Annotated in this window: 15 protein-coding genes; 4 read left to right on the top strand and 11 right to left on the bottom strand. The window is 59.4% G+C overall.

The annotated features are described in order from the left end of the window. Window positions 1-819, bottom strand: an 819-nt coding sequence (locus tag ABY948_RS07175) for a 4-hydroxyphenylacetate 3-hydroxylase N-terminal domain-containing protein (RefSeq protein ID WP_461481842.1), incomplete at its 3' end; no start/stop codon positions are given. Between the two features lie 86 nt (window positions 820-905). Between ABY948_RS07175 and ABY948_RS07170 the strand changes: the two genes are divergently transcribed. After that, entirely contained in the window at window positions 906-1,553 is a 648-nt protein-coding gene (locus ABY948_RS07170) for a TetR/AcrR family transcriptional regulator (protein WP_461481841.1), read from the top strand. After that, window positions 1,540-2,076, top strand: a complete 537-nt coding sequence (locus ABY948_RS07165; protein WP_461481840.1) for a hydrolase — start codon at window positions 1,540-1,542, stop codon at window positions 2,074-2,076. Before ABY948_RS07170 ends, ABY948_RS07165 begins: the two co-directional genes overlap by 14 nt. 6 nt (window positions 2,077-2,082) lie before the next feature. Here ABY948_RS07165 and ABY948_RS07160 read toward each other — a convergent pair whose 3' ends face one another. Beyond that, window positions 2,083-2,553 (bottom strand): DUF4124 domain-containing protein, encoded by a 471-nt coding sequence (locus ABY948_RS07160; RefSeq protein WP_461481839.1) that lies wholly within the window; start codon window positions 2,551-2,553, stop codon window positions 2,083-2,085. Between the two features lie 101 nt (window positions 2,554-2,654). On the opposite strand from ABY948_RS07160, the gene purU reads away from it, so the two are divergent. Further along, window positions 2,655-3,527, top strand: coding sequence for a formyltetrahydrofolate deformylase (gene purU / locus ABY948_RS07155; protein ID WP_461481838.1), 873 nt, complete (start codon window positions 2,655-2,657; stop codon window positions 3,525-3,527). An 11-nt stretch (window positions 3,528-3,538) separates the two neighbouring features. Here the strand turns inward: purU and ABY948_RS07150 are convergent, their stop codons facing one another. Next, complete coding sequence (locus tag ABY948_RS07150) at window positions 3,539-3,985, bottom strand: ion channel (RefSeq protein ID WP_461481837.1); 447 nt, start codon at window positions 3,983-3,985, stop codon at window positions 3,539-3,541. Window positions 3,986-3,987: 2 nt separating this feature from the next. After that, complete coding sequence (locus ABY948_RS07145) at window positions 3,988-4,350, bottom strand: DUF2784 domain-containing protein (protein ID WP_461481836.1); 363 nt, start codon at window positions 4,348-4,350, stop codon at window positions 3,988-3,990. A 118-nt stretch (window positions 4,351-4,468) separates the two neighbouring features. Here ABY948_RS07145 and ubiD point away from each other — a divergent pair, with 118 nt between their 5' ends. Then, entirely contained in the window at window positions 4,469-5,938 is a 1,470-nt protein-coding gene (ubiD, locus tag ABY948_RS07140) for a 4-hydroxy-3-polyprenylbenzoate decarboxylase (RefSeq protein WP_461481835.1), read from the top strand. 22 nt (window positions 5,939-5,960) lie between these two features. Here the strand turns inward: ubiD and ABY948_RS07135 are convergent, their stop codons facing one another. From ABY948_RS07135 to speA, 7 genes are all read right to left on the bottom strand, one after another. Beyond that, complete coding sequence (locus tag ABY948_RS07135) at window positions 5,961-6,248, bottom strand: encapsulin-associated ferritin-like protein (RefSeq protein ID WP_461481834.1); 288 nt, start codon at window positions 6,246-6,248, stop codon at window positions 5,961-5,963. A 189-nt stretch (window positions 6,249-6,437) separates the two neighbouring features. Beyond that, window positions 6,438-7,613 (bottom strand): carboxynorspermidine decarboxylase, encoded by a 1,176-nt coding sequence (nspC, locus tag ABY948_RS07130; protein WP_461481833.1) that lies wholly within the window; start codon window positions 7,611-7,613, stop codon window positions 6,438-6,440. 4 nt (window positions 7,614-7,617) lie between these two features. Further along, a complete protein-coding gene (locus tag ABY948_RS07125) occupies window positions 7,618-7,797 on the bottom strand; it encodes a hypothetical protein (RefSeq protein ID WP_461481832.1) in 180 nt (59 codons plus the stop codon). Beyond that, a complete protein-coding gene (locus ABY948_RS07120; protein WP_461481831.1) occupies window positions 7,772-8,020 on the bottom strand; it encodes a hypothetical protein in 249 nt (82 codons plus the stop codon). Before ABY948_RS07120 ends, ABY948_RS07125 begins: the two co-directional genes overlap by 26 nt. Beyond that, on the bottom strand, window positions 7,998-8,603 hold the full coding sequence (locus ABY948_RS07115; RefSeq protein WP_461481830.1) for a nucleotidyltransferase domain-containing protein: 606 nt from the start codon (window positions 8,601-8,603) through the stop codon (window positions 7,998-8,000). The genes ABY948_RS07120 and ABY948_RS07115 overlap by 23 nt, the downstream gene beginning before the upstream one ends. A gap of 124 nt (window positions 8,604-8,727) precedes the next feature. Further along, window positions 8,728-9,924 carry a saccharopine dehydrogenase family protein gene (locus ABY948_RS07110; RefSeq protein ID WP_461481829.1) on the bottom strand — a complete coding sequence of 399 codons (1,197 nt, stop codon included), beginning with the start codon at window positions 9,922-9,924 and terminating at the stop codon, window positions 8,728-8,730. 51 nt (window positions 9,925-9,975) lie between these two features. Continuing rightward, a complete protein-coding gene (speA, locus tag ABY948_RS07105; protein WP_461481828.1) occupies window positions 9,976-11,895 on the bottom strand; it encodes a biosynthetic arginine decarboxylase in 1,920 nt (639 codons plus the stop codon). Window positions 11,896-12,271: the final 376 nt, after the last annotated feature.

The following is a 12,271-nucleotide window of genomic DNA, read 5'->3' as shown; positions in this document are numbered from 1 at the left end:
CTCCTCGCACTCCCCAGCCAGAAATACCCGCTCGTGGGGTACAAACACCTTCTCGAATATCACCACTCCGGTGGACTGGCCGTATTTGGCGGAAAATTTGGCCGCACTTTCACCGGGCCGTCCGGCGGGGCGGGCAATGATGGTCACGCCGGGGGCATCCACCGGCACCGCACAGGCCACCGCATAATCGGCATCCTCCGGGGTGTGGGTGCGACAGGGCATCACCAGAAACTCGTGCATATAGGGCGCGCCGGTGACGATGGCCTTGGTGCCGCTGATAACGATGCCGTCCGCACGCCGCTCCACAATATGCACATAGACATCGGGATTTTCCTGCTGCCCCGGCCGCAAGGAGCGATCTCCCTTGGCATCGGTCATCGCCACCCCCAACGTAAGATCCTGCGCCTGCACCTCATGCAGGTAGGCCAGAAAACGCTGGTGATAGTCGGTGCCATGGTTGGCATCGGTCAGCCAGGTGGACTGGTAGAGACCATTGAGGGCATCGTGGGACAGGTAGCGCTGGGCGCAGCCGGATTCGGCACAGACCAGCCGCACCGCCTCAAGCTTGTTCAACAGGTCGTTGCTGCCTTCATTGATGTGCAGCATGCGGTTGACCAGCTTGCCCGAGGTGCCCTGGGTGGCCGTCATCAATTCCGCATACTGTAATTTCCGGGCGAAATCGTAGGTGACACCCACCGCGGCGATACCAGGGGCCAGCAGCGGCTCATCCGCCACGCTGTCGATTTGCCGGCCATTGATAAATACCCTCGGCCGGTAGCGGCGCAGGGATTCGCGGTATTCCACAGCGGACATCAACATGGTTGCAGCCTCAAAAGATCATTTGTACGAATAATCTAACGCTGTTAGAATTTTCCTGTCAAGTGACGCTCTGGAGAGACGCGACCATGTCAGCCAACAACTCTGCCGACAAACGGCGCTCCGCCGTCAACGAGCTGAAACGGGACCTGATCCTCAAGGCGGCCCGGCGGGTATTTGAAGAGGAGGGACTGGAAGGCGCCAGCCTGCGGGCCATCGCCAAGGTGGCGGGTTACACCCCGGCGGCGCTGTACTTTCACTTCGACTCCAAGGAAGCCGTGTACGCGGAACTGCTCTCCAGCTCCCTGGACAACCTGAAACAGGAAACGGAACGGGCGCTCAACCAGATCAGCTCTCCGGCAGAAAAACTCCACACCGCCGCCATGGCCTTCTTCCACTACTACCGCGACAACCCCCGCGACCTGGACCTGGGCTTCTACCTGTTCCGCGGTGGCATGAAACCCCGAGGTCTCGGCCAGGAGCGCGATGCCATGCTCAACCGGCAACTGCAGAACGGCTTGCAACCCATTACCGACGCCGCAGTGGCGCTGGGCGCCGGTGCAGCACAGGCCCGCGAAATCACCGCCAGCCTGTTTGCCCACGCCACCGGCTTGCTGTTGCTGGCCCACACCGGCCGCATTCGCATCTTTGGTGTCGAGGTGGAAGCCATGATGGGCGATTTTGCCACCACGCTGACCAGGCAGATTGAGGAGGAAAACAGCCATGTTGACCATTGATCCCAGCCTGTCGGCACTGGCTGTCATCGATATCCAGCAGAAGCTGATGCCCGCCATCGCCAATGGCGAGCAGGTACTCGACAACGCCGCACGACTGCTCAAGGCCGCCCGGCTACTGGAGATTCCCCACCTGTTCACGGAACAGAACCCAGCCGGACTCGGCCACAGCGATAGCCGTCTGAACCTTCAGGGCGATGAAGCGGTGCTGGAAAAAATGACCTTTGACGCCTGCCGTACCCTGGGCGCCGAAAAGCTGATGGCCGGTCGGCAACAGTTGATCGTGGCGGGCTGCGAAACACACGTCTGTGTTCTACAGACGGTGCTGGGGTTATTGGCTGCCGGAAAAAAGGTGTTTGTGGTCAGCGATGCGGTCGGTTCCCGCTCACCGGAAAACCGCAACCGCGCCCTGGACAGAATGGCCGCCCATGGCGCCGAGCTGGTGACCACCGAGATGGTGATTTTCGAGTGGCTGGGCAGTGCCGAACACCCGCAATTTCGAGCCGTACTGGCACTGCTCAAATAACCCCGTTCAGGGCCGCTGCTGCCCGGCGTAGATTGCCTGGAAACGCCCGGCGCTGAAACCGTCCATGCGCTTGGCACCCACCAGAATGATCGGGACACCCCGGCCGTTGAGGCGCTCATAATCCGTCCGGCCCTTGCGGGAGTTTTCAATGTCGTACTCCCTGAAGCCGATGCCCTGCTGCTGGAAATAGCGCCGCGCCTGCTTGCACACCCCACACCACTCGGCGCTGTACATCACCACCTGTGCGGATGCCCGTGCACCCAGAAAATCGCTATCGGAAATGCTCGGGGCAACGATGGTATTGACCCGCACCTCCACCGATTCCACCGGGGTGTTGGCGGGCTTGCTGTCACTGAAATGCACCTTGCCACTGGCATCCTTCCAGGTGTAAATCTCGGCCTGGGCGACCAGGCTGCCAAGGACAACACCGAGCAGGACCGTTATCCCAGCGGTCTTTAGCCATTGCGTAAAATTCACCTCAACTCCCTTTGCACAACCAATGATCAAAACCGCAGTATAATCCCGTTCTTTGTGACCACGGGCTACCATCCACCCACGTCAAGGGACGAATGACCTTCATGACCAATCCTGCCATGACCAACCACAGCTACCGCCTGATTGTTTCCTGCCCCGACCGCGTCGGCCTGGTGGCCGCCGTCAGCTCCTTCCTCGCCGACGAGGGCGGCCTGCTCACTGAAGCCAACTACTACCGCGACCCGGAGAGCAACTGGTTTTTCATGCGCCAGGTGATTGCGGCGGACTCACTGCCCTACGGCGCGGAGGAGCTGACCACCCGCTTCGCCCCCCTGGCCGAGCAGTACCACATGCAGTGGCGGCTCACCGACACCAGCGTGCCGAAACGGGTGGTACTGATGGCCAGCAAACAGGCCCACTGCCTGTCCGATCTGCTGTACCGCTGGCGCAGCGGCGAGATGCAGTTCGACATCCCCTGTGTCATCTCCAACCACGACGACCTGCGCAGTTACGTTACCTGGCACAACATTACCTACCACCACACCCCGGTGGATCCGGCCAACAAGGCCGAGCACTTCGCCGCCGTGGACCGGCTGATTGCAAACAGCCGGGCGGACGTCATTGTGCTGGCGCGCTACATGCAAATCCTGCCGCCAGAACTTTGTGCCAATCATCCCGGGCAGATCATCAATATCCACCACAGTTTCCTGCCCGCCTTTGTCGGCGCCAAGCCCTACCACCAGGCGGCGGAGCGCGGCGTGAAACTGATCGGCGCCACCTGCCACTACGTCACCAGCGACCTGGATGCCGGGCCGATCATCGAGCAGGATGTGGTGCGCATCAGCCACCACGACAGCATTCCGGACCTGGTGCGCAAGGGTAAGGATGTGGAGAAAACCGTGCTCGCCAAGGGCCTGCGCTACCACCTGGAAGACCGGGTGCTGCTGCACGGCAACAAGACCATTGTGTTTGAATAAGCGGCAAGGGCTCAGTTTTTGCCCTTGCCCGCCACCCAGAACTTCTGCATCTCGATGTACATGAACGAGGCGGTCCAGCCAATCAGGATCAGGCCGGTGAGCGCCTCCAGGGCAGCCAGGAAGCGGATGTGGCCAAAGGGCTCGATATCCCCGTAACCCAAAGAGGTGTAGTTGCTGAAGGAAAAATAGCTGCAATCCAGCAGCGAACCGTCAAAGTTCCCGCCCAGTTCACCCATGCCACCCCAGGACAGCAACAGGTAGTAGCCAAAGGCAAACAGCCAGATTTCCAGCACATGGGCGAGAAACGCGCCGAGAATGCCGCACAGCACCCGGAAACGCGGGGCGATACCCAGTTTCGGCAACAGCAGCGCCAGCCGGTACAGCGCCTCGTAATGGATCAATACCGCGATGCCCACCACCGCGCAATTGAACAGAAAGATCTTGCCGATGCCGTCCACCGCTAACTCCGAAACCACACCGCGCGATAGGCGCGAAAATTAAACAGCACAATCGCCACCACCAGCGCCGCGGTAATAAACCACTCGGTGCCCTGAACCCCCAGGTGGGGCCAGATATAGTGATCGAGAAATCCCCACTCGCCGGGCACCACGGACTCACCCCGCTGCCGCCGCAGCCAGGCCTCCACGTCGGACAGCGGGCACTGCCAGCCGACAATCATGATCAGCACACCGTAACAGGCGCAGAACAAATGCAGCCAGATGAGCCGCGGCCAGCGAAACGCCAGCAGGCCGCCGGCGATCACAAACAGCACAAAGCCGAAATGAATCAGGGCAATAGCAGGGATCAGGGCGGCATAGGACATGGCGTTAATGTAACCGCAATATCCACCATTTGCATCAGCCCGGCCACAGTGTAAACAGCCATATTGCATTCACCGCCCGATGCCGTAACACTTGGCACTCTCAAATCAGGGCCACCCCATGAAGCATTCCGACCTGCGGGAATTTATCGATTTTCTGGAACGGCGCGGCGAACTGAAGCGCATCAGCGCCGAGGTAGACCCCTATCTGGAAATGACCGAAATCTGCGACCGCACCCTGCGCGCCGGCGGCCCGGCGCTGCTGTTTGAAAATCCCAAGGGCTTCGATATCCCGGTGCTCGGCAACCTGTTCGGCACCCCCGAGCGGGTCGCCCTGGGCATGGGCCAGGAAAACATCTCCGCCCTGCGCGAAGTGGGCGAACTGCTTGCCTTCCTCAAAGAACCGGAACCACCGAAGGGCATGAAAGACCTGTGGGAAAAGCGCCACCAGTTCAAACCCATTCTCAACATGCCCGCCAAACTGGTGAAGAAAGCCCCCTGCCAACAGGTGGTGCTGGAGGGCGATCAGGTGGATCTCGGCAAGCTGCCGATCCAGACCTGCTGGCCGGAGGACGCCGGCCCACTGGTCACCTGGCCGCTGGTGATCACCCGCGGCCCCGAGAAGGAGCGCCAGAACCTGGGCATCTACCGCCAACAGGTGATCGGCAAGAACAAGCTGATCATGCGCTGGTTATCCCACCGCGGCGGCGCGCTGGATTTCCGCGACTGGCAACAGCAGCATCCCGGAAAACCGTTCCCGGTGGCGGTGGCGCTGGGGGCCGATCCGGCCACCATTCTCGGCGCGGTGACCCCGGTGCCGGACAGCCTCTCCGAATACGCCTTTGCCGGATTGCTGCGCGGCGAGCGCACCGAGGTGGCCCAGTGCCTGGGCAGCAACCTGCAGGTGCCGGCCAGCGCCGAGTTTATCCTTGAGGGGCACTTATACCCCGGCGAGATGGCCGACGAGGGCCCGTTTGGCGATCACACCGGCTACTACAACGAGGTGGACCGGTTCCCGGTGTTTACCGTGGAGCGCATCACCCACCGCAACAATCCCATCTACCACAGCACCTACACCGGGCGACCACCGGACGAGCCGGCCATTCTCGGCGTGGCATTGAATGAAGTGTTCGTGCCGATTTTGCGCAAGCAGTTCCCGGAAATTGTCGACTTCTACCTGCCGCCGGAGGGCTGCTCCTACCGCATGGCCGTGGTCACCATGAAGAAGCAGTATCCCGGCCACGCCAAGCGGGTGATGATGGGGGTGTGGTCGTTCCTGCGCCAGTTCATGTACACCAAGTTTGTGGTGGTCACCGACGACGACGTCAATGCGCGGGACTGGAATGATGTGATCTGGGCCATGACCACCCGTATGGACCCGCGCCGGGACACGGTGATCATCGACAACACGCCCATCGATTACCTGGACTTCGCCTCGCCGGTGTCCGGCCTCGGCTCCAAGATCGGCTTCGACGCCACCAACAAGTTCCCCGGTGAAACCAGCCGCGAGTGGGGCAAGCCCATCGTTATGGACCCGAAGGTCAAGGCGCGGGTGGACGATATCTGGGATTCCCTGGGAATCGATACCTAGCGGCTCCCGCCCGATGCGAGGATCAGTCGTGGCTGAGGGACTTATCGGTAAACAGATAGTCCCTCAATTCGTGATCGAAGGCGGGATCGCGGCGGCGGATCCACTCCAGCACCATGGAGGCGTGTTCTTTCTCCTCGTCGCGGTTGTGGGCCAGGATCGCCTTCAGTTCCGGTTCCTTGCAGGCATCCACCCGCTGGTTGTACCAGTCGATGGCCTCCAGCTCCTCCATCAATGAAGTGATGGCCCGGTGCATGTCGCGGGTTTCGCTGGACAGTTCTTCTATGGGTTCGTGATAACCTTCGTTGGCCATAGCAAAATTCCTTAGGTACGGTTTTTATGCCTGTTGTAGCCATCAAAAATTAGCCCGCACCGCTGCGAATTGCAACCAGGCACGCCATTGATTCTGGCTATGATCTCGATCAGTGCCACGCTCGGCCACAACGAAAACAGCCCGACGATTGCTCGCCGGGCTGCTTAAAATAGGGCCTGACAAATCGCCTCAACTCAGGCGCTGTTTGAAGTCCTCATAGCCAAACTGCTTCACCAGCCGCAGCTCATCGGTGTCGGAGTTCCAGATGGCGATGGCGGGCAGGTTGATGCCGTTGAAGGTGGAGGTTTTCACCATGGTGTAGTGGCTCATGTCGTCAAACACCAGCCGCTGCCCAACCTGCAAAGGCTCATCAAAACTGTAATCGTCGATCACATCGCCGGCCAGGCAGGTCATGCCACCGAGGCGGTAGGTGTGGGCCTTCTCACCCGCCTGGCCGGCGCCCAACACATGGGGGCGATAGGGCATTTCCAGGGTGTCCGGCATATGGCAGGTGGCGGAGGTGTCGAGAATCGCCAGATCCATATCATTCCAGGTGACATCGAGCACCTCCGTCACCAGCACGCCAGTGTGAATGGCCACCGCCTCCCCCGGTTCCAGAAACACCTGCACGCCGTACTTGGCAGCAAACGTTTTCACCACCTCGATCAGCTCGTCCACCTGATAGTCGGGACGGGTGATGTGATGACCGCCGCCGAAATTGACCCACTCCATGGTATGCAGCAGCTCGCCGAACTGTGCTTCCACCGCCGCCAGGGTTCGCTTCAGGGGTTCCACATCCTGCTCACAGAGGGTGTGGAAATGCAGGCCGCTGATGCCTTCAAGGGACTGCCCATCGAACTGCGACAGCGGAATACCCAGCCGCGAGCAGGGGGCGCAGGGATCGTAAATGGCCACCTCGCCCTCGGAGTGGCGGGGGTTGATACGCAAGCCGTACTTCAGCTGCGGGCGAGCCTTTTGCGCCGCTTGCAGCAGCGGCTGAAAACGCTGCCACTGGCCAAAGGAATTGAACACCACGTGGTCGGCAATCTTGAGGATTTCTGCCAGGTCGTGCTCGGTGTAGGCGGCGGAAAACACGTGCAATTCACCGCCGTACTCCTCGCGCCCCAGGCGCGCCTCGTGCAACCCGCTGGCACAGGTGCCGGACAGGTACTTCGACACCAGCGGCGCCAGGCTCCACATGGAAAACGCCTTCAGCGCCGCCAGTACCTTGGCGCCGCTCCGCTCCTGTACCCGGTGAAGAATTTGCAGGTTGCGCTCCACCGCCGCCTCGTCCACCACAAAACAGGGCGAGGGCACGCGGCGGGCATCAAAACCGTCGAAGGGATTGTTAGCCAATGTATTCACCTATTCATTCGAGTGGCGCCAACGCCGATATTTTTTCAGCAACGACGTCCGTTGTTCTTATGAGGCTATCCAGCAGATTTTCATCCACCTCCAGATAGCCTTCGTATTCGGCCAGATTGCGCTTTCGATGGGCCACATCCAGCACGCGCCATTGTTCATTAGGCAATGCCAGCGTATGTTTCAAACATTGAAATACCAAATAGCGATTTTCGGACCTGTAACCATGCCAGCGCATGGGCGGCGTTGTAGGCGAGATCGAATCGGCTTTCCAGGCTGATCTGGTTCAGCTTGGCGTCCTTCAACCTGACGGTGCCTGAACTCACCAGACCATTAAATTCCCGGAGATCCGGCGGCTCTTCCTTTAGCTGGCCAACCCTGACCAGATTATCCAACGGCATCCTGTCCATTGATGGCTCCCTTTAAAAGGATGTATTCACCTTCCAGCAGTTTTACCAAAAAGGGGTTTTGCTGTTCCAGGCGGGAGGAAAATTCTGTACTGGTATAAAGGGTCGGATTCACAGGACGGGCCAACTCGGTTTCAAGTGGCTCCAACATGCGAAAAACCTCCTCAAGGGTCAGACTGTCCGATACCAGCAGCAGGTCAATATCACTGCTGGCGGTATCCGTTTTCTTGGCGACCGAACCATACAAAATGGCCAGCTTGATGCCCTGTTCATTTTCCAGCCGCGTTTTTAAGCGTTCTTCAGGGCCCAGCACCTTTCTGATCAATGTACAAAGCTCAGGATAGATGGGGGAAAGCTGATTGGCAGCATAATATTTTTGCCTGCCCTTCTGAGTGGCCGTAACCAAGCCGCTGGTGCGCAACCTATCCACCTCTCTTTGCACTGCCCCGGAACCGGCATTCGCCAGCTGAATAATCTCACTGAGAAGAAAATGTCTCTCGGGCTGGCCAAACAGCAGCCCCAGCACTTTCTGACGGGTGCCGGAAAACAGTGCATCAGCGATGCTGACTTTTTTATTATCGCCCATAAAAATACCCAATTTGGGTAATTAAAAACCCAAATTGGGTATTTGTAAACTGTTCACTTATCCGCAGACACAGGCAATACACTTAAAAAGCCGACTTGCTGGGAAGCCGGTTTTTAGCGGCGCCTCAGACCAGGTCGAAACCGGGTTCTTCGATCACGGTCCAGGGCAGGCCGTACTTGTTCATATCTTCCATGAACGGATCGGGGTCCATCTGCTCCATGTTCCACACGCCGGGCTGCTGCCACTTGCCTTCCAGCATCATCTTGGCGCCGATCATGGCGGGCACACCGGTGGTGTAGGAAATCGCCTGGGACAGCACCTCGGCATAACATTCCTGATGGTCGCAGATGTTGTAGAGGTAAACAGTCTTCGGCTTGCCGTCTTTCACCCCGGTGACCACGCAGCCGATGCAGGTCTTGCCCTTGGTGCGCGGGCCGAGGCTGGCCGGGTCGGGCAGCAGGCGCTTCAGGAACTGGATCGGCACGATCTGCTGGCCGTTGAAGTCCACCGGCTCGATACCGGTCATGCCCACGTTGCCGAGCACTTCCAGGTGTTTCAGGTAGCTCTCGCCAAAGCTCATCCAGAACTGGGCGCGCTTCAGGCTGGGGAAGTTTTTCACCAGCGATTCCAGCTCTTCGTGGTACATGCGATAGATGTTGTAAGTACCCACTCCGTCCGGACAAGTGAAGGACTGCTTGGTGGACATCGCCGGGGTGGTGATGAACTCGCCGTTTTCCCAGTGACGGCACTCGGCGGTCACTTCGCGGATGTTGATCTCCGGGTTGAAGTTGGTGGCAAACGGATAGCCGTGGTCGCCGCCGTTGACGTCGATAATGTCCAGGGTGTGGATTTCATCGAAGTAGTGCTTGGCGATGTAGGCGGTAAACACGTTGGTGGCGCCGGGATCGAACCCGGAACCGAGCAGCGCCATCAGCCCCGCCTGTTTAAATTTGTCCTGATAGGCCCACTGCCAGCTGTACTCGAACTTGGCAGTGTCGAGCGGCTCGTAGTTGGCGGTATCCAGGTAATTGACCCCCGCTTCCAGGCAGGCGTCCATGATGGTCAGGTCCTGGTAGGGCAGCGCCACGTTGATCACCAGATCCGGTTTGACGCGCTCGATCAGCGCCACCAGTTCCGGCACATTGTCGGCATCCACCTGGGCGGTCTCGATGGGACGATCCAGTTGCGCGGCGATGTGCCGGCACTTTTCCTCGGTGCGGCTGGCCAGCACAATTTCCCCGAACACCTCGGGCAACTGGGCACACTTGTGGGTCACCACGCCGCCGACACCGCCGGCACCAATAATCAATACTTTTGCCATGATTGACTCCTTAACTTACCTGTTCAACCTGCCTGTTCAATGACCGGGGGGTCAGTCCCGCTCGAAATAGGTGTAGCCGTTCAAACTGTTACCGAACGTCTTCAGCATATGCTGGCGCTCTTTGACGCTGATACTGCCCGACTTCACCGCCGCCTCGGCGCTGACCCGGAACTGCTCGTACAGTTCCTTGGGGTTGTACTCCACGTAGCTGAGCACGTCGCCGATGGTATCACCCTGAATTTCCTCGACAAATTCAAAACCGCCATCGCCGTCGATGCGCACACTCACCACATGGGTGTCGCCAAACAGGTTGTGCAGGTCGCCGAGGGTCTCCTGGTAGGCGCCCACCAGGAACACGCCGAGGTAATACTCCTCGCCCTCTTTCAGGTCGTGCAGGGGCAGGGTGCGGGTTTCGCCGTCGGCGTTGGCGAACAGATCCAGCTTGCCGTCGGAGTCGCAGGTCAGGTCGGCGATCACCGCCTTGTTGCGCGGCTCCTCATCCAGCCGGTGGATCGGCATGATCGGGAAGATCTGATCGATGGCCCAGGCGTCCGGCAGGGACTGGAACAGACTGAAGTTGCCGTAATAGATGTCGGCCAGCGCCTCGTCCAGATTTTGCAGTTCCGGCGGAATGCGGCGCAGGCTGGGCAGCAGCCGGCGGGTGCGCTGCAAAATTTCCAGATACAGGTTCTCCGCCAGCGCCAGCTCGCGCAACTGCACCTGTCCCTGGCGGAACATGCGGCGCATTTCCTCCCGGTAGTGCACGGCGTCGTTGCAGCATTCCTGAACGTTGTCCTCCCCCAGTACCTGCAGGGTCGCCCACAGGTTGGTCAGGGATTCGGCGCACTCTTCCGGCAGCGCCTCCGGCAGGCCGTTGGATTTGAAATAGCTGACGTCGAGAATATTGAACAGCAGCACCGAGGAGTAGGCCACGGTGGCGCGGCCGGACTCGGTAATAATGGTCGGGTGGGCCACCTCGTAGTTGTCCATCGCCTCGCTGATGGTCTCGACGATATCCACGCAGTACTCCTCCAGGGAGTAATTCTTGCTGTGGGTCTCGTTGGTCTGCGCGCCGGTGTAATCCACCGCCAGGCCGCCGCCGAGGTCCAGGTAGCCGAGAGGCGCGCCCTCTTTCACCAGATCGACGTAGTAGCGGCAGGCTTCCTGCACGCCATCGCGAATATTGCGGATATTGGGGATCTGCGAGCCGATGTGGTAGTGCATCAGTTGCAGGCAATGCAACATGCCCTCTTCGCGGAGCTTGTCGACCACGTCCACCAACTGGGTAATGGACAGCCCGAACAGCGAGCGGTCGCCGCTGTCCTCGAACCAGTGCCCTTCCACCTTGGCGGCCAGCTTGACGCGCACGCCAATCAGTGGCTCGACGCCGAGGCGACGGCTCTGTTCCAGGATAATGCCCAGTTCGGAGGGGGTCTCGATCACGAAGAAGCACTTCAGGCCGAGCTTGCGGGCGTGCAGCCCCAGCTCGACGAACTCGGCATCCTTGTAACCGTTACAGATAATACAGGCGTCGCGGTCGCGCAGGTGCGACATGGCAATGATCAGTTCCGCCTTGCTGCCCGCTTCCAGGCCGTGGTGGTACTGGCCGCCAAACTTGGCGATCTCCTCCACCACATGGCACTGCTGGTTCACCTTGATGGGGAACACGCCGCGGTACTGGCCGCGATAACCCTGATTCCTGATCGCCTCGGCGAAACACTGATTGAGACTGCGGATGCGGTCGTCGAGCAGATTTTCAATGCGCAGCAGCACCGGCATGGCGTGGCCACGCTGTTCCAGACCGGCGATGATATCGAGCAGGGAAATGCTGACCGGGTGTTCCTTGCGGGGCACCAGCACCGACATTTCGCCCTTATCGCTCAGGCCGAAATAACCGACACCCCATTCGTTGACCCCGTAGAGGCTGGCGGAATCCGCAACAGACCAGCCCTGACGCTCAGGAGCGTTCAATGGGCTATCCCCGGGTTCAGGCTGCCGGCAATCGGCAGTTCTCGAATGACAAATAAAACGAAATTCATTATCAGTACCCCCTGAAAAAAACAGAACAAAGAGCAGTACCATTAACCCGGCAACAAAATAGACATCCTTATCTATTTTGTTGCGCGCCTCGGAAATACTGGCGAAATTACACGGAATTCCTTGTATTTCCTGGGCTTGCATTGGCCTATGGCCAATAGCGGCACATCCCTGTACCGCTTATTAACCCGGCAATCAATATTGCCAGGTTAATAACAACCGGCGGAACCAGCCTCCGAACCCGGCTCCGTCGTGAACTCTCCGTTGCTGGTGGTCCGAAACAGTGCCGATGACAAATCAGCCGCGACCT

This window comes from Porticoccus sp., from assembly GCF_041592135.1.
GTDB lineage: Bacteria > Pseudomonadota > Gammaproteobacteria > Pseudomonadales > Porticoccaceae > Porticoccus.
Note: the sequence above shows the minus strand (reverse complement) of the source record. Positions and strands in the feature narration are given on the sequence as shown.